Consider the following 18,278-nt stretch of genomic DNA (forward strand, 5'->3'; position numbering starts at 1 on the left):
TTCTCAAGGAGGTATAGGTATGAAAAAATTTGTAGTCGGGCTTTCATCTCTTGTACTTGCAACATCTTCATTTGCAGGTGGTGGCTGGAGTTATCACGGGGAACACGGACCGGAACATTGGGGCGATCTAAAAGATGAATACATAATGTGTAAGATCGGTAAAAATCAGTCTCCGGTAGATATAAACAGAATAGTTGATGCGAAATTAAAACCTATAAAGATAGAATACAGAGCAGGTGCAACAAAGGTATTAAATAATGGACACACAATAAAAGTTTCTTACGAACCGGGAAGTTATATAGTTGTTGATGGGATAAAATTTGAGCTGAAGCAGTTTCATTTCCACGCACCAAGTGAGCATAAATTAAAAGGACAGCATTACCCGTTTGAGGCTCATTTTGTTCATGCAGATAAGCATGGTAACCTTGCTGTTATAGGTGTTTTCTTTAAAGAAGGAAGAGAAAATCCTATCTTAGAAAAGATATGGAAAGTTATGCCTGAAAATGCAGGCGAAGAGGTTAAACTTGCACACAAGATAAATGCTGAAGATTTACTGCCAAAGGATAGAGATTACTACAGATACAGCGGTTCTTTAACTACTCCACCATGTTCTGAAGGTGTAAGATGGATAGTTATGGAAGAGGAGATGGAGATGTCAAAGGAGCAGATTGAGAAGTTCAGAAAGATTATGGGTGGAGATACAAACAGACCGGTTCAGCCTTTAAATGCAAGAATGATTATGGAAAAATAGTTTAAAGCCCCTTTTAAGGGGCTTGTTTTCTTACCCGTTTTAAGGGTATTTATGATAAATATCAGGAAAATTTATCTGATATATATTAATTATATTTAGATCGTACTTTTTATTTTAAGGAGGTTTATATGAAAACTGTTCTTGATGTGCTGTTCTCAATGAAAACCACCATTATCCTGATGTTAATATTTGGTGCTGCTGTTGGTATAGCAACTTTTATTGAAAATGATTTTGGTAGAGAGACAGCTTACGTTATTGTTTATGGCTCTAAATGGCTTGAGTTTGTAATGGTTCTTTTAACAATAAATCTTATAGGTAACATATTTGTTTATAAGATGTGGCAGCCTAAAAAACTTCCTGTTTTTATATTCCATCTCTCCTTTGTATTTATCTTTATTGGAGCTGCTATAACGAGATATATAGGATACGAAGGAATGATGCATATAAGGGAGGGACAGTATCAGGACACTATGTACTCAAGGGATCCTTTCCTTCAGATAACAGCAGAAAAAGATGGTAAAAAATACCATAAAGAAGAACCTATGATGCTTTCAGCCATTGGCTTTAATGGGTTTGAGGAAAAGATTGATATTGATGGAAAACCTCTGATAGTAAGATATAAAAATTATATAAAAGGTGTCAAAACCCAGCTCCAGGAAGATCCAGAAGGAAAGCCAATTATCACATTGAAAGCATCATCAGGAATGGACACAGTTGATCTTACACTGAAAGAAGGAACTGTAGAAGATTTTGGAAGTTTTGTCTTCCTTTTTGAAAATCCTGATGAGTATAAAGGAAGGCTTGAAGGTAAGGATTTTGTTTTCTTCTATATTAAAGACGGTAAATTCTTCTTAAAATCAAACCTGCCTGTAAAATGGCTGAGAATGGCAGATCAGTCACAGGGAAGTATAGAGGCAGGAAAAGAGGCTGAGCTCCAGACAGGGACATTATACTCTGTAAGCGGTCTTAACTTTGTAGTGAGACAGGCTCTTCTTAAAGGAAAAGAAAAGGTAGTTCCTCTTCCAAGGGACAGAAAGGTTCTTCAAAACAGTTCTGTTCTATCCGCTCTTTTTGTTGATGTTGAGTATGATGGAAATAAAAAGGAAGTTGTACTTCTTGGAAGAGGTGGTGGTACACCTGGAATTCCTGCTGATATCCAGATAGGAGATCTTAAGGTTTCTCTTGTCTGGGGAGCAACAGTTATAAAACTTCCATTCCAGATATACCTTGAGGATTTTGTTCTTGAAAAATATCCAGGTTCAAATAAGGCTTCATCTTATGAGAGTCATGTTATTGTTATAGATGAAAGAAATGGTCTGAGAATGCCTTACAGAATTTATATGAACCATCCTCTTAACTACGGTGGTTATAAATTCTTCCAGATGTCCTATGATCCCGATGAAAAGGGGACAGTTCTTTCGGTAAATCATGATCCGGGGGTTCTTCCTACCTACATAGGATACGGACTTTTAGCACTTGGACTTTTACTTAACCTGTTTAATCCAAAGAGCAGGTTCGGGAGGACTTTAAGAATGCTTAATAGAAATGACAGTATGAGATCTTTACTTGCTTTATTATTCCTTCTCTTTTCAGTATCAACAGGAATCTCCCACGCTTACCCTGGTATGCAGGAAGATCAGAAGAAGGAAGATGTATCTATTCCAAAAAAGGTTGATATGAACGAGATAATAAACACTGTTAAAAAGATTGACAGGGATCATGCCGATAAATTTGGAACAGTTCCTGTACAGAGCAGTGATGGAAGGATAAAACCTTTTGATACATTGTCACTTGAGGTTGTAAATAAGATACATGGTGGAGACACCATACTCGGTCTGAATCACAATCAGGTTGTCCTTGGAATGTTCCTTATGCCGGGACCCTGGCAGTATATAAAGATGATAAAGGTTAAACATCCAGCCATTAAAAAGGTTCTCGGTATTCCTCAGGATGAAAAGTATTTTGCATTTATAGATGCCTATGATGAGAAAGGGATGTACAAGTTTGCCTCTGCTGTTGAACAGGCACAGAGGAAAAATCCTGCTGAAAGGAACACTTTTGATAAGGAGATATTAAAACTTGATGAAAGGCTGTACATATGCTATCTGGTTTTTACAGGGGAGATACTGAGAATATTCCCGAAGGAGAACGATCCAAATAACACATGGTATGGTCCGAGGGATGCATTAACAACATTCCCTCAAAAACAGAAAGAGGAGATACAGTTAATACTCTCAAATTATATACACGGTGTTCAGCAGGGTTTAAAGAATGGAGACTGGACTAAGGCCAATATGGCTATAGATGATATAAAACAGTTTCAGAAAAAATACGGTTCAGCGGTTTTACCTTCAGAAACAAGACTTAAAGCTGAGATACTGTACAACAAGCTTATCATCTTTGAGAGACTTATACCTGTTTACTTCCTTATAGGTTTTATAGCCCTTGGTGTTATATTTGCCCAGATATTCAATCCAAGAAAGAACTTCCAGAAAGCAGGTCTTGTTATAGTTGTTTTACTTTTCCTTGCATTTTTAGTTCATACATTTGGCCTTGGTCTTAGATGGTATGTTGCCGATCATGCACCCTGGACTGATGCTTATGAATCAATGCTTTTCATATCTTGGGCTGTTGCACTTGCCGGTATAGTTTTTGCAAGAAAATCACTTTTTGTTCTTGCATCAACAGGTATATTTGCTGGTGTTTTCCTCTTTGCCGCTCATCTTGGATGGCTTGATCCTCAGATAACAACAATAGTTCCAGTACTTAAATCTTACTGGCTTTTACTGCACGTTTCTGTTCTGACTGCGAGCTACGGATTCTTAGGACTTTCTGCCGTTCTTGGAATTCTTATACTCATACTTTTTGCTATTAAAAGCGAGAAATTACTTGGTAAGGAAAGGGTTAAAAGAATTGAGGAAGGTATAAAAGAGGCAATAAAGATAAATGAGCTTTCTCTGATAATAGGTCTCTCACTTATAATAGTAGGAAACTTCCTTGGTGCTATATGGGCTAATGAGTCATGGGGAAGATACTGGGGATGGGATCCAAAAGAGACCTGGACGGCGGTATCTGTCCTTGTTTACGCAGCTATAGTTCACCTCAGATATGTTCCCGAATGGTACTCTGTATATAAGATGGCTGTGTTCTCAACACTCGGATACTTTGCAATACTGATGACATACTTTGGTGTTAACTACTACCTCTCAGGTCTTCACTCTTATGCAGCAGGAGATCCAGTTCCTATACCAACATGGGTTTACTGGGCGGTAGGATCCCTTGGTTTACTGATAATACTTGCTTATAGAAATAGAAAGTTAAGCTGAGGAGAGGGAATTTTCTCCCTCTTTTTTTATTTATACAAAAAATGAGATTTATTCTTATTTAGATTAAAAAGTTGCTGTTATCATTATCTTTTTAAAAACTAAAAAAGATATTGACTTTTAGAAAAATTATTATTACTATAAAAAAGTAATTATGATAGTTAATGTATTTTGTATATAAAAATATTGATCTTACATTCATGATTTTCTCATTTTTAGATTTTAGATTTAGGTTAAATCAAATAGAGAGGAAAGGGTTATGAAGGTAAGAGCGATAGTCGGAGGGATCCTTATAATATCAGCTTCTTCATTTGCAGCTCCTGTGGAAGATATAAGAAACACAGTTCATAATTTAGCGACCTACTCAACGGACACTGATGAGGTCTGTGTGTTCTGCCACACTCCTCACGGATCTAATCAGGCATTTACCGGAGCTCCTCTCTGGAACAAGCCTATAGATACAACGGTGACATTCCAGGTATACGGTGGAGGAACAACAATCGGTGGAACAACAGTAGGTCAGCCTGGTGATGTTTCCCGAGCCTGTCTTTCCTGTCATGATGGTGTTAGCGGAGTTAATACTGTAATTAACCTTCCGGGATCAGGAGGATGGAATACATCAGGATCAAACCTCAACTACAGAGGTTCTAACCTGCCCTGGAAAATGCCATGGCCTTTCGCAGTTGGTAAAAACGGTAATGGTGGTAACTACGATCTTAGAGATGACCATCCGGTTGGTGTTGTGTATAGAGGAGACGAGACAAATCCACCTGCAAGCTTAAAGCCAACAAATACGGATATTACTGGATGGAATATATCTGGGGATAAAGATGGAAACCCAGGACCAACTATAGGAGATCTTTTAAGAAATGGAAAAGTTGAGTGTGTAAGCTGTCACAACCCGCATCTGAATGCAGCAAGATTCTTAAGATCTGGTGATGGTAACGCTTACAGTAATGTATGTTTAACATGTCATGGAAAGTAGATCATAAAAAAGCCCCCGATTTTCGGGGGCTTAAAAAGTCTCATTCTAATGTTTTAAGATAAACTCAACTAAAGCATCTATCTCTTCATCGGTCATAGCTTTAAGTTTTCCCATCTGTGGCTTCATCATATTGAATCTATCGGGCCAAATTATAGGTTCAGCTTCGCCTCTTAAGAATGCTTTTAGCTGATTGGGGTTGTTCTTGTAAAACTCAGCTATAGTCTTAAGCGAAGGTCCTATAGCATCTTTAGTTTCCTTATGACATATAGCACACCTGTTTGTTTTATTGTTAAACAGCTCTTTGCCGTCAATAGCAGCGAAAGCTGTTGTGGCAGTTAGTATTATAGCTGCTGCTGCACTGAACTTCTTCATCTTTTACCCTCCTTATTTTTAAGTATTTTCTCATCCTGAGAAATTATCTTTATTTTTCTGATAAGCCATCTGTCATTATTTTTTACCAGGTCATACCTCATCTTATATCTTACTTCTGTTTCAGGATGTGCGACAACTCCCCTGGAAATATCTATATACCTGTATGTCCATTTTTCATCTGTAAATGCTGTAGCTGTATCACCGTTTACAGATATGTTTGTGAACTTTATATCAAGCAGCTTTGCATCCATATAAAGATTACTCTCATGCCATGACATTATCCATATATAAAGCTTCTCAGCTACTCTTCCGACAGCTATGTCGGACATCATATTTTTGAATGTGATAATATCAGGCAGATTTTTACTTTTTGATGCCTGTATAACCGTATGGTTGTATATCTTAATAACCTCCTTTATATCCTTTATATCATCTGCCTTAGCCTGTACTACGTATAAAAAAGCTGTAAGTACAATCAGGAGATTACGGATAGCTGTCATAACCTCCAGCATTCCAGTTGTGACATCTACCTCCACCACCACAGGCCGGTGCATAAACATCACTGTTGTTCAGAACAGTGTTCCATTTAAATCCGTCCATCATTAACTGTAATGTTCCGTTGTAGTTAAAGTTGTAAGGTTCCGGCATGGTTCTGTATCCAAGCAGTCTTGATACAGGTGATCCATGTGGGACGGCTATGTGACATTTTACACATGCTATAGAATACATCGCACCTGGTCTTGTCAACATATGAACGGCAGCCTGTGTAAGATCATGACAGTTTGTACAGAATAATCCCTGTGTTGTTCCTGCCTTAACATCACCTGTTGTGTAAAGTGTCCCATCAGGTTTTGTAGGCCAGTTTGTGTTTGGTCCTTTAAGCATGAACTGGTGTGTAGAACCATGAGGTCCTCTTGGATCTCCAAGGGCTTCATTATCGGTTCCGTGACAATCTGTACAGTACATAGTCTGATTTCCCACATTTGCATCCCACGGAGGCAGAACCTGTGTATTTGTTAGAGGTTGAGCATACCTTCCATTTGCCTGATTCCATCCGCTGAGTGTTCCCATCTCATTTGTCGTCATTACAACAGGGTGTGCTGATCTGTTATATGGGTTAAACTCACAGGACTGGTCTGTTAAAGGTATACCGCTCTGTGATGAGGTAAATGTTGTCACACAGTCTGTAGTGACCGCTCCCAATGCCCATCCAGAGTGACATTTCATACATATCTGATACTCTTTTTGAGCTTCAGCTGTAGTGTTGTAAGTTGAAGGTTGAGTCCATCTTTGAGGCCATACAGGTTCAACACCGTAAACACCTGCCAGAACATTTGAGACAGCGTTTGATGGGTTCTGAGGATACCATCCTGATGTATCAGCTGTGGCAGCATGGTTACCAGGTTTTGCTTTGTGGGGATTGTGACAGTCCATACACTCAGCATGTTTTGAGTCTGAAAACTCTATACCAAAACTTCCGGTAGGAACTCTCGGTACGCCAGAACCATATAAAACATCAAGAGGGGTATGTATATTCTGGTACAGTGCGTCCATAACAGGGTGACCGTAAGTTTTATTAGGTGGCAGCAGGCTTTCTATATCCTTGGCACCTCCTGCACCGTGACATGGAGCAACGTTTGATGCTGATGCTGCTCCTGTAAAACATGTAGCCTCCTCAACTTTTCTGAGAAGAGGTTTTCCCTGTGATCTATGAGGTGTATGACAGTTTCCACATCCGAAGTCTGCCACAGAAACGGGAGCTCCTTCACCGTAAACGGTTGTAACATTTGTATCTGAGTAGGTTAATGTCTGTGTATCATGGGCACTCCCTGTCCATCCAGGTTTGTTGTGACAGGATATACATGTTTGCTTGAAATCCTGGGCAAGATTTCCAACATCAACCCTTAAAAATCTTTTATTTTGCTTGTGAGGGTCGTGACATGATGTACACTCAACGTAGTCTTTACCGGAGTAATTGTACAGTTTTATAGGTGGTGATGGTGTGGCTGCAAGTTCTACGGTTTTAACTGTACCATCTGCAAATGTAACCTGTATTGATGGGTTATACTCAACAGCGACGGGATGATGTACAGACAGGTCTGTCCCTATAAATGTTCTTAATGTAGAAGGTAACGTTCCGTCTGGATTTACGTTTTGCATCTGTATAACTGTATTCCCCAGTTCAGTACCTCTTACTATATAAACAGCACCTATAGCAACAGTTCCATCATGACAGCTCAGACACTGTCTGGATATTATTCCTGGAGATCCTTCAAATTCTGATAGTTGTTGAGGAGCTGGATAATTAATTCTCTGGATAAATTCGCTATCATAAAGAGTATAAACGGAGGTAGGCATCTTTCTATTCCACAGAGGTGTTCCTTCCTGTTCATGGTGAGGTATATGACAGAAGACACATATCTCTGTCTCGGAAACAGCTTTTATATTTCCAGGTCCTGTTACGGAAAGATTGTGCAGTGTATTCTCAATTCCTGCATAACTAAAAAATGATAGACTTAAGAACAGTAATGTAGCTTTTCTAATAAACATGATTAATCACCTCCTTTCAGATACCTTAGAACCTGGATCCTCATATTGTAAGAATCGGAAACAAAAATATAATTTTTACTTGAGATTGAGATATCTTCGGGAAATGCAAACTCTCCATCTCTCGTTCCGTAATAACCTACTACAAGAAGAAGCTGACCTTTCTGGTTAAAGATCTGTACTGCACTAAGTAGTGTATCTGTAACGTAGATATTACCATCACTATCAACAGCTATACCTCTTGGATTTGCGAATGTTCCAATTACCGTACCTCTTTTTCCAAATTTTCTTAAAAACTTCCCGTTCTCATCAAATATCTGTACTCTGGCATTCATAGTATCAACGACATACAGATTTCCCTTTTTGTCCAATGTTATAAATGTTGGTTTATTAAACTCACCATCACCTTTACCTGTCTTTCCTATCTGTTTTATAAGCTTACCTTTTAAATCAAAGATGTATATCTTCCCAGCAACCGTATCTGAGACGTACAGCCAGCCTTTCTTGTGATTAATAGTCAGTCCTGTAGGTCTTTTAAGAAAACCAGATCCGATTTTTCCTTTGTATCTTTTATTATTGTCAAATACGAAAACAGCTCCGAGAACAGAGTCAGAAACGTATATATTTCCTTTTTTATCAACAACAACATCAATAGGGGATGAGAATTTGTAATCACCTATGTTATCAATGTAGTCCACTTTTTTGTTTTTAAAATCAAATATAAATAGAGTTTTAGCGCCCGTATCTGTAAAGTAAAGTCTATTCCCTATGAAGTATGAACCGAACGGTTTTATTATCTGTTTTTTCTCTTTTCCTATTATCACATCTAAGATCTTGCCAAAGAAACCCCTTTCACCTTCTACATCTTCAACTTTTTTGATAGACTTTATCCATTCTATCTTTGGTTTATCTGGTGGCGGAGGCCATACAAGCTTTTCCTTCGCATATATATTAAACTGGATAATAAGCATTAAAAGTAGGATAAAACGCATCTCTTCCTCCGTTAAAAGGGTCTGTAGACTTTAAAGTAAGTTACATAGTTTCTTCTTTTTCCGTAGTAATCACTGTCTTCATAGAAGTACTGCAGATCCCAGTTAAAGTATAAACTTCTTATTCTGTAGTCAATTCCTGTTTTGGCTACAGCGTAATTTTTGTTGTAATACGTGTCTCTGTAAACATCTATGCTGAATTTGTATAGAAGTCTCTTTGTAAATTTGTAGGTAAGGTTTAAGTTTCCGAATGGATAAAATCTCTCCTTCCTGTTTTTACCTTTATAGTATTTAAATCCAATACCGGAGCCAAAAACACCCTTCCATCCAAGTTTAGAGTGGTATCTTATCGCATTTGAGGTTTCTATATTTTCGTAAGATGTGGTAGTAAATTCTTTATCCTTAACGTAGTATCTGCTGTCCTGATAGTAGTATGTGGTGTAGTGATCAAATTTCATATTTTTGCTTAATTGGGATGTTAACCTTTCGGTTATTGAGTACGTATCATTCCGATCATCCTTACTTGATCTATACTTTGATCCAGAACCGGATATCAGAAACTGTGAATCAAGGAACGAGAATTTTTTACTGAGACCTCCGTTTAAACTTAATGTTCCACCGTATCTTTCTATTCTATTTGTTTCAATCTGGCCTGTTACTCCCACACCTCCAAAGATATTTAACGTTTCTGAAACCTGCTTGCTGTAATTAAGATTTGCACCTGTGTTGAGGAGATTTATATCTGCATCTGATCCTCTTGATACAAACAGGAGAAGGTTGTGTGTTAAATTCCAGTTTTCATTTATTGTGTAGCTTATATTCTCATTAAATGTCAGGTATGTTATATCTGAGTAGATACTCTCGTTTCTGCTTAAGTTTAAAGAAACGCTGGAATACAGTTTTTCTGAAGGCATCCAGTTAAAATTAATATTCCCTGTATAATCTTTCAGGTCTGTATAGCTGTTGCTGTAGTATCTGGCATACGCTCTTAAGTTCGCTGTCTTTGAAGGTCTGAGGTTGTAATCAAATTTGATATTGTTTATATCCTGATAAACATCTCTAAATGAGTTTATGGTCAGATATTTCTGGGTATAGTCATCAATATTTTTCTGTAATGTGATATTTATTGAGCTGTTGGTGTTTGTTTTTCCGTATGAAACCATATACTCTTTTGTTTTCCTGTACTCTTCAAAATCTATACCAACAGAGTTAGCCTTTGTGTTTTTGTAACCGTAACTGATCCGCGATTTTACAAAGTTAAAGCTACCAAATATACCGTAACTGTCCGTTTTCCTTTCAACGTATGAAGTTCTGTCGTAATATGTGTACCATAGCGGAGACTGTGTCCTTTTAGCAAATATGTTTACTGGAAATGGAGAGCTTTTGAGCAAGCTTATATCTATATTGTATCCCCAAAGTTTAGATGTAGAGTCACTTTTGTACTCATCTGTTTTTAGTGTTGAGTCTTCTTTCATAAAGCTGACACCAAGCCTGTATGTGGCTAATCTTGGGCTGTAAACATAACCATCATAATTGAGCTCATAATACTGTTTGAAGGAATCTCTTGTTGTTTTCCTGTACTGATCTTTATAATTTTCTTTCTTATACGTAAACTCAATCTTTCCCCAGAATCCTCTCTGTTTGTGGGTCCACATATACGCAGGTATGAACAGCAGTCCGCCAAGTATCTTTTTGTAAAGAGGGATCTCTACTTTTTCTTCCTCAAAAAGTGTGAGTTCTTCCTCTTCTTCAAACTCTGTAATATCCAGTGAAGATGTGTCTTCAAGTTCTTTTTCAGAAACCAGTTCTGGCTGCTGAACTTTTTCCTTCTCTTCTGGTATCTGCTGGATCTCTTCTATAAGTTTTTCTTCTTCTACGACTGGTTTTTCAGGGGCAGCTTCTGGTACTTTCTCAATCTCTCCTTCAGTTTTTGCAACAGCTGGGGGAGTTACTGAAGGTTTTTCAGAAACAGGTGGAGGAACTACGGGCACTGCAGCTTCAACCTTTTCTTCGGATTTTTTTTCTTCTGGCTGTTTTTCAGCTAACTTTTCTTCCTTTTTCTCTTCCTTTTTCAAGTAGTCTGAAACCTTTGATATTAAAGATTTAACAAGTATACTTTCGTAAGGAAATGTTTTCTGAACCTCTTTGATTAACTTATAGCTGTCAAAAAGACCGTATCTTACGGTGTAATAACCACTGTTTGTTTTGTATATGAAGGTATTTTCTTTTATTTCTGGAGGTAACTTCTCAAGGAATTTTCTTGCATTTTCCTCTCTTTTGAAAGAGGCCAACTGAAGTGAGTAGAGATACTCCTCTTTTGCCTGAAATACCTGGCTTTCACTCTGGGCTGATGCAACTTTTAATCCAAGGGGTAAAGATCCTTTAGGTATGTTTTCTTTAAAAACTGAATATCTCAAAGAGTACTTACCATCTTCCTGTTTTACAAGATCTAAATTATCCTTGAATACAGGTGGTAGTTTTTCAATATATTTTTTAGCCTCATTGTAGTCTTCAAATGTTTCAAAATCTATACTGTACTCAGAGAGAATACCAATACTTGCTAAGGTCGCAACCGATACTAAAGCGGTAATTAAATACCTTCTTTTCATCTTTCTTCTCTCAGGAATCTTTTTTATCCTCGTAGATCTCTACCTTCAGGTTTTTCTTGGCATCTTTTATAAGTTCATTAAACTTTCTTTCCTGCATTACCTCTGTAAGTTCTTTTTTCAGCTTATCTTTTATTTCCTCATAAGGAACAAGTCTTGGAGGTCTTTTATCCTCAATCTTCACTATATGAAGCCCAGTATCAGTCTCAATTATTTTACTGACCTGTCCAACATCAAGTTTATATATCTCTTCCTCAATCTGTTTTGGAAATCTTCCCTTGTGAACGTAACCTATATCTCCACCTTTTATCCTGCTCAGATCATCTGAGTATCTGTAAGCTACATCACCAAAATCTTTTCCTTCTTTTATCTCCTTATATGCTTTCTTTGCCTTTTCTCTGGCTTTCTCCCTTCCTTTCGGATCGGAGGGATCAACCTTGATATATATGTATCTTACTTTTACGGAGGCAGGTTCTTTGAATTTATCTTTGTTTTTTTCATAGTACTCTTTAAGGTCTTTATCGGTTAAAGATACTATTGCATACTTTTTGATGAGTTTATCAACTAAAAGCCTTTTTTCCAGCTCTTTTTTAAATCCCTCAATCGTAAGACCGGTCTGTTTTAAAAGTTTTTCAAGATTCTCTTTTGATTTGTACTGCTTTATCAGCTGATCCATAAGATTATTGATCTCTTTTTCCGTCACTTTTAATCCTTTCTTCTTTGCTTCATAATATAGAAGTTCCCTGTATATGAGATTCTGGATTGCTTTTTCCCTTATCTCTTTAAGTTTTTCCTCAGTTATATTCCTGTGATAAAAGTTCATAGGTAGAAGAATTTTCATCATTCTCTGAACTTCCATCTCTGTAATCTCAACATCTCCTACCTTTGCAACAACTTTATTTTTTGTGGATGGATCTATATTCCATCCAAATCCTTCATATGCATAAACGGATGTTATTAAGCCTAAAAGAAAGATTATTACCTTGAACATTATTTCTCCTTTTTAAGATACTTGAATATCTGTATCCTTTTATTTAATGAATCAACAACAAAAATTCTGTCTTTTTCATCAATATAAATTCCGGCAGGTAAAAGGAATTCTGCAGGTCCAAATCCAGGGCCTCCTATATAGTACAGTAGATCTCCTTCAGATGAAAATATCTGAAAGTTATTGAATGCAGCGTCAACTACGTATATATTACCATCACTATCAACAGCTATTCCTTTAGGTCTTGCAAATCTTCCAGGAAGATCTCCAATTCCGCCAATAGTAAGAATATGCTCAAAATCTTTTGTAAAAACCTGAATTCTGAAAAGCTGTGTATCGGTAATATATATGTTGCTGTTGTTCTTGTTTACGAATATATTTGTTGGGTAGTTAAACTCACCTGGTCCGTCCCCTCTTCTTCCAAAACCGAAAAGGTAGTTTCCATCAAGATCATAAACCTTTATTCTGTGATCAAAGGTATCAACCACATACAGCCTGTTCAGATCATCATCAACCGCAAGACCGACAGGTTTTTTAAACTCACCTTTCCTTCCTATCGCAACCACAAGCTGTCCTTTCGTATTAAACCCAAAAACTTTCTGTAGTTTCGCATCCGAGATGTATAGAATTCTTTTCTTTTTTGAAAATGTGATCCCCATAGGCAGTTCAAAGGGTATAGGAAAGTGAAGATCTTTTAATTTCTTAGTTTTTAAGTTATAGGAGTAAATAAGAGCATGGGCTGTATCGGTAAAAAATACAGTACTCCCAACAGCAACAACACCGTAAGGTTTGCCAAGATAATCAGGTAGTTCCAGTTCTTTTTTCTCGCCGAAAAGAAAATCCAGAAAGTTACTTTCACTCTCTCTGGATATATCAGGAATCTGGCCTAAGTATTTAATCCTTACCTCAACACCAGGTCTTGGCTCAGGAAAATATAAAGTCTGGGCTTTCGCCCTCTCAAATATAAACAGACCTATAAATAAGCATAGAAAAATATTTTTATAATTCATGGCATCCCATACAGAACATACTACCTTTATTAGGGTGTCTCAGGAAAAGTTTGTTTGTTGAGTGTGGATCGTGACAGCTTCCACACTGTATCCTGCCGTTGTAATCTTTAACAAGATCTCCTACAAAGTTTTTCTTTCCCCATCCAATTAATGGGCTGTTAAATGGCTTTAAGTAATATGTACCTGGTCTGTAAACAACAAATACAGGATGACTGTGTACACTGACACCTGTTGATGCTCTTCCAAATGTTATATTTGGTGCATTTGCACCATCGTGACATGTTAGACATGCTAAAGATGCAGGTAGCATCTCTTTCAGAATCTTTTTCTTTTTAGACTGACCGTAAATCGTAAAGTTTTCTACAGGTTTTTGTGGATCCCATTTGAATTCTACTTCCACGAAGGAGGTGTTAATGTTTAATGTGTGACACCATATACAGAGGGCTAACTGTGACCCTTCAACATTTGGGTTTAAAAGTCTTCCGTTGTGCTCTGCAAGATTATGTTTAGTATCCTCAATACCGGCATATAATGAAGCTGAAAAAGACAAAAAAACTATTAAATAAAAAAAGAACATTGCAGTTCCTACTTTTTCTCAGATTTTGTTTCGGTTTCTGCCTTTAATTTTTTTGAAGGTTTGTAGCTTTTGATTTCTCTGTATTTTTCAGGGTATTTTTTCTTCCATCTTTCACTTAGATACTGGAATACCTGTATCCTTTTGTTCATAGAGTCTGCAACATAAAGTTTGTCTGACCTGTCAACGTATAGTCCTGCTGGGAGATTAAACTCTCCAGGACCAAAACCAAACTTTCCTATGAACAGTAATAATCTTCCTTTGTCGTCAAATATCTGTATATTGTTAAACGCAGCATCTGCCACATAAATATGACCTTCACTGTCTATGCCAACACCTTTTGGTCTGGCAAATGTCCCTGGAACAACGCCCAGTTTGCCGAAAGATCTTATAAACTCACCTTCAGGGGTGAAGATCTGAACTCTGAAATTCATAGTATCAACAACAGCAATATTGCCGTTTCTTCTATCTATTGCTATGTTTGTAGGGAAGTTAAACTGACCTTCCTCTTTACCTCTTTTTCCAAAGGAGAAAAGAAATCTTCCATCTTTTAGGGAGTAAACCTTAACCCTGTGATCAAGAACATCAACAACATATATACGTCCTAACTTTTCATTTAGAGCTATACCTGCAGGTCTCTGGAGTAAACCGGGTCCTTCAGGCTCGCCAATCGTTGTGATCAGTTTTCCTTTTATATCGTAGACAAAAACCCTCTGTTGTTTTGCGTCAGCAACATAAACTTTTCCGGTTTTGTCTACATCAATTCCTACAGGAATTCTGAGTTTACCCATCGGCTTGTCGCCGATGAAAGAGACTTTCTTGTTTTTTGGATCAATAACGAATACTACCGCGGTCACAGTATCACCTGCGAATATCTTACCGAACCTGCCTGCTACACCGTAGGGTTTTATTAGGTTTCTGGGAACATCCTTATCTGGTTCACCTAACAGAACATCAAGGGCACTTTTACCCTTGAAATCAGATTCCCCGTGGTAGCTACCAAGATAGAGTATTCTTGGTTCTTCAGGGGGGAGGGGCCAGAAGATCTTCTCAACCTTCTGAGGTTTCTTCGCGGCCCCACATGAGTATAAAATCAGCCCAATCGTCAGTAAGATTAAGTACTTATAGTTTATTTTGCGTGACATGTTAAACAGAGCTGGCTACCAGTATTCGCAAGTCTGAGGAATGTTGGGTTCTCACCAAGGTGAGGATCGTGACATGATACACACTCAATCTTTCCTGCTCTGAGAAGGTCACCAACTGTAGGTCCTGGATTTCCGTCCTTATCTCCAGCTATAACAAATCCTGATGGAAGTGCTGTTGTTGTTGGAACAAGTGAAGCTGGTGGGCTTGCCTCATCACCTCTGTAAAGAACACCTACTGGGTGGTCGTTTCTGAGGTCAGTTCCGATCTGCGTAATACCTGATGGCATTGTAGCAGCTGTTCCAGCTGGTATTGTAGTAGTTCCGTTGTCTACTGTGAATGCAATAAGGTTACCTGCTGAGTTCCATCCACCTGAACCAGGCAGGTTTATGATTGAGTTGATAGCGTTAACACCGTCGTGACATGAGAGACATGCTCTTGAAACGTCACCTGGCTGTCCTACAGTTGTTCCACCTGTTGTCTGTCCTCCACCGTAAACCTGGTAAGTTACTGTTGTGTCAATAGCTTTGTTCCAGAGTGGAGCACCAACGAATGACTGGTTAGATCCGTGAGGAGTATGACAGAACACACAGATCTCGTTGTTAACATCTGCTGGGTTTGCAGCACGGATTTTGTTCGCAGTGTTGCTCAGATCATGCTTTGATCCTGCGATAAGAGCCATTGAACTGCTCACTGAGAGCCCTACCGCAGCTACAATGCCTGCGTAGACAAGCTTTTTCATCTCTACTACCTCCCTTCATTCTTAAATTTAAATGGCCTCGCCTTTCCTCTCTCTACTCTTCACCACTAAATCTATCCTATTTTCATGAAAAAATCGTGAGAGTTACCATTTTGATTCCTATTCTAAAAACATACTAATAATTAATATCATTTAAAGTTTGAAAAGTCAAGCATTACTATGATTAAATATACTTTATATGATACTAATATTCAATATAATAATTATTGACCTATATCAATGTTTAGTTATAAACTAAGAAACAATAATATATGAAATAAGGGGTGGCTACGATGAAAACCATTTTTTATTTTTTAGCCCTTTTTATTTTTGGTTACGCAGCAGCAGAGCAGGGAAAAACTCAGGAGGAAAAACCACCTATCGTGCCGGAAAAAAGAGTTCTACACCCACCTTTTGAGATCGGTGATTGTACGCTCTGTCACGTGGAGAAGGACGGTAATAAGTACGCTCTTTCCCAGGAACCTCCTGATCTGTGTTATATGTGTCATGAAAGGAAGGATACGAAAACCAGAGTTCACGGGCCGATAGCTGCAGGTATGTGTACAGCCTGTCACGATCCTCACCAGTCAGATACAATGAGACTTCTGAAAGCAGACTCTGTTAATGATCTCTGTTTCGCATGTCACGAAGATAAGAAAAAACAGTTTTTATCAAAACCATATATGCATCCACCTGTTAAGGATCAGTGTATTAACTGTCACGATCCTCACCAGGAGAATCATAGGTACAGACTGTTTGCAGATAGAAGGTTTGATCTATGTGTATCATGTCATGCTGATAAAAAGGAATGGGTTGAAAAGGTAAAGAATAAACACGGTGCTATAAAGATAAAAGATAGATGTCTGAACTGTCACGATCCACACTCATCTGAGAATGAGAAGTTCCTCAGAAAACCGACGGCTATGGATGTGTGTTTAACATGTCATAACAAAGAGCTGAAGAGGGAAGAGGATGGGGTTACATTAATGAATATGAAAAAGCATCTTGATGAAAATCCTGACTGGCACGGGCCTATACAGTGGGGTGACTGTGCAATGTGTCATAACCCCCACGGTTCAGACAACTTCAGAATGCTAAAACTTCCATTCCCTGAGACATTCTATGCCAGCTTTAATATTAACAAGTACATATGTTTTATGTGTCACGAAACGGAAAGATTTACTGAAGTTCTCACAACAACAGCAACGAACTTCAGAAATGGAGAGGTAAACCTCCATTATGTTCATGTTAACCAGAAAAAGGGTAGAACATGTAGAGCCTGCCATGACTGGCACGCAACAAGAGATACACCTCACCATATTAGAAAGTATATGAAGTTTGGAAAGATAAAAGCACCTTTAAGATACATACCTACTAAAACAGGTGGTTCATGTGCTCCTATGTGTCACCCAAGGAGGTATTACGATAGAGAAAATCCTGTAATCAACAAGAGATAGGGATAAATAGGGGCTTATGCCCCTATATAATATATGTGAGGACGGAAGGATGGGGAATGAAAAGAAAGATGATGGCAGACTGGAAGAAACCCACGAAGAGAACGAGATAGGTGGAGAGAAAAAGGCAGGAAAGAAAGGTTTTTTAATCGGGGTTTCTTTACTTGTTGCAGGTGTTGTTATTGGGCTTGTAATAGCCTACATAGTTGTATATGCCGTTAAACTGACAGGTGGTGCCCAGTTCTGTAAGTCATGTCACCCAATGCAACCTATGTATAAAGCCTATTCAAAGGATACGCATGGTGGTTGGGGAAGAAGTGGGTTTGTGGCACACTGTACTGACTGTCATCTTCCTCACGACAGTATAATCGGATACCTTGTAAGAAAGGTTCAGGTCGGTCTACACGATTTTAAGGTAATGGTTTTTGGTGATCCAAGTAAGGTAAACTGGCATGAAAAAAGGGAACACAGAAGATACTTTGTTTACGATTCAGGATGCCTTCACTGTCATGAGAACCTTCTTGCTGCAACAATGAAAAAGAAGAAAGCATTTATAGCGCATAAGGCATACTTTTCTGGAAAACTTGTGGTCAGGATAGGTCATGAGAAGGATAAGGCCCACTGTGTAGACTGTCATAAACATGTAGGTCATAAAGATTTAGGTAAATATTTACCACCGCCACCACCAGAAGAAAAACTGATTGAAGAATCAGAAAAACTTATAGAAGAATCAGTAAAAGAGCTTGAAAAAGAAGAAAAATCAGAAAATAAGCATAACTCCGGTAAACATTAGAGAG

At 38.1% G+C, this 18,278-nt stretch carries 15 protein-coding genes; 5 read left to right on the forward strand and 10 right to left on the reverse strand.

Features of this window, described 5'->3' with window-relative positions:
* Positions 1-19: 19 nt before the first annotated feature.
* The 3 genes from PERMA_RS07155 (at position 20) to PERMA_RS07165 (ending at position 5,059) form a co-directional block, all read left to right on the forward strand.
* A complete protein-coding gene (locus tag PERMA_RS07155; RefSeq protein ID WP_015898908.1) occupies positions 20-751 on the forward strand; it encodes a carbonic anhydrase in 732 nt (243 codons plus the stop codon).
* A 128-nt stretch (positions 752-879) separates the two neighbouring features.
* Positions 880-4,077 (forward strand): cytochrome c biogenesis protein CcsA, encoded by a 3,198-nt coding sequence (locus tag PERMA_RS07160; RefSeq protein WP_012676139.1) that lies wholly within the window; start codon positions 880-882, stop codon positions 4,075-4,077.
* A 256-nt stretch (positions 4,078-4,333) separates the two neighbouring features.
* On the forward strand, positions 4,334-5,059 hold the full coding sequence (locus PERMA_RS07165) for a cytochrome c3 family protein (protein WP_012675305.1): 726 nt from the start codon (positions 4,334-4,336) through the stop codon (positions 5,057-5,059).
* A gap of 45 nt (positions 5,060-5,104) precedes the next feature.
* Here the strand turns inward: PERMA_RS07165 and PERMA_RS07170 are convergent, their stop codons facing one another.
* The 10 genes from PERMA_RS07170 to PERMA_RS07215 are packed head-to-tail and all read right to left on the reverse strand — an operon-like array spanning position 5,105 to position 16,030.
* Entirely contained in the window at positions 5,105-5,431 is a 327-nt protein-coding gene (locus PERMA_RS07170; RefSeq protein ID WP_012676429.1) for a c-type cytochrome, read from the reverse strand.
* Positions 5,428-5,931, reverse strand: coding sequence for a hypothetical protein (locus PERMA_RS07175; protein ID WP_012676682.1), 504 nt, complete (start codon positions 5,929-5,931; stop codon positions 5,428-5,430). The genes PERMA_RS07170 and PERMA_RS07175 overlap by 4 nt, the downstream gene beginning before the upstream one ends.
* A complete protein-coding gene (locus PERMA_RS10550; protein WP_012675232.1) occupies positions 5,915-7,981 on the reverse strand; it encodes a cytochrome c3 family protein in 2,067 nt (688 codons plus the stop codon). The genes PERMA_RS07175 and PERMA_RS10550 overlap by 17 nt, the downstream gene beginning before the upstream one ends.
* A 2-nt stretch (positions 7,982-7,983) precedes the next feature.
* A complete protein-coding gene (locus tag PERMA_RS07185; RefSeq protein ID WP_012676733.1) occupies positions 7,984-8,970 on the reverse strand; it encodes a 6-bladed beta-propeller in 987 nt (328 codons plus the stop codon).
* Positions 8,971-8,981: 11 nt separating this feature from the next.
* Entirely contained in the window at positions 8,982-11,576 is a 2,595-nt protein-coding gene (locus PERMA_RS07190; protein WP_012675831.1) for an SPOR domain-containing protein, read from the reverse strand.
* Positions 11,577-11,586: 10 nt separating this feature from the next.
* A complete protein-coding gene (locus tag PERMA_RS07195) occupies positions 11,587-12,564 on the reverse strand; it encodes a peptidylprolyl isomerase (protein WP_015898890.1) in 978 nt (325 codons plus the stop codon).
* A complete protein-coding gene (locus tag PERMA_RS07200) occupies positions 12,564-13,571 on the reverse strand; it encodes a 6-bladed beta-propeller (protein WP_012676163.1) in 1,008 nt (335 codons plus the stop codon). The genes PERMA_RS07195 and PERMA_RS07200 overlap by 1 nt, the downstream gene beginning before the upstream one ends.
* The gene (locus tag PERMA_RS07205; protein WP_012675274.1) at positions 13,561-14,148 is read right to left on the reverse strand and encodes a cytochrome c3 family protein; all 588 of its coding nucleotides are present in this window, start codon (positions 14,146-14,148) and stop codon (positions 13,561-13,563) included. Before PERMA_RS07205 ends, PERMA_RS07200 begins: the two co-directional genes overlap by 11 nt.
* Before the next feature lie 8 nt (positions 14,149-14,156).
* Positions 14,157-15,290, reverse strand: coding sequence for a 6-bladed beta-propeller (locus tag PERMA_RS07210; RefSeq protein WP_012676224.1), 1,134 nt, complete (start codon positions 15,288-15,290; stop codon positions 14,157-14,159).
* Positions 15,275-16,030, reverse strand: a complete 756-nt coding sequence (locus tag PERMA_RS07215; RefSeq protein WP_012675836.1) for a cytochrome c3 family protein — start codon at positions 16,028-16,030, stop codon at positions 15,275-15,277. Before PERMA_RS07215 ends, PERMA_RS07210 begins: the two co-directional genes overlap by 16 nt.
* Before the next feature lie 290 nt (positions 16,031-16,320).
* Here PERMA_RS07215 and PERMA_RS07220 point away from each other — a divergent pair, with 290 nt between their 5' ends.
* Both PERMA_RS07220 and PERMA_RS07225 read left to right on the forward strand, forming a co-directional pair.
* On the forward strand, positions 16,321-17,484 hold the full coding sequence (locus tag PERMA_RS07220; protein ID WP_012676558.1) for a cytochrome c3 family protein: 1,164 nt from the start codon (positions 16,321-16,323) through the stop codon (positions 17,482-17,484).
* Between the two features lie 49 nt (positions 17,485-17,533).
* Positions 17,534-18,274, forward strand: coding sequence for a cytochrome c3 family protein (locus PERMA_RS07225; protein WP_012676352.1), 741 nt, complete (start codon positions 17,534-17,536; stop codon positions 18,272-18,274).
* Positions 18,275-18,278 lie beyond the last annotated feature (4 nt).

The sequence above is a fragment of the Persephonella marina EX-H1 genome, from assembly GCF_000021565.1.
Classification (GTDB): Bacteria; Aquificota; Aquificia; order Aquificales; family Hydrogenothermaceae; genus Persephonella; species Persephonella marina.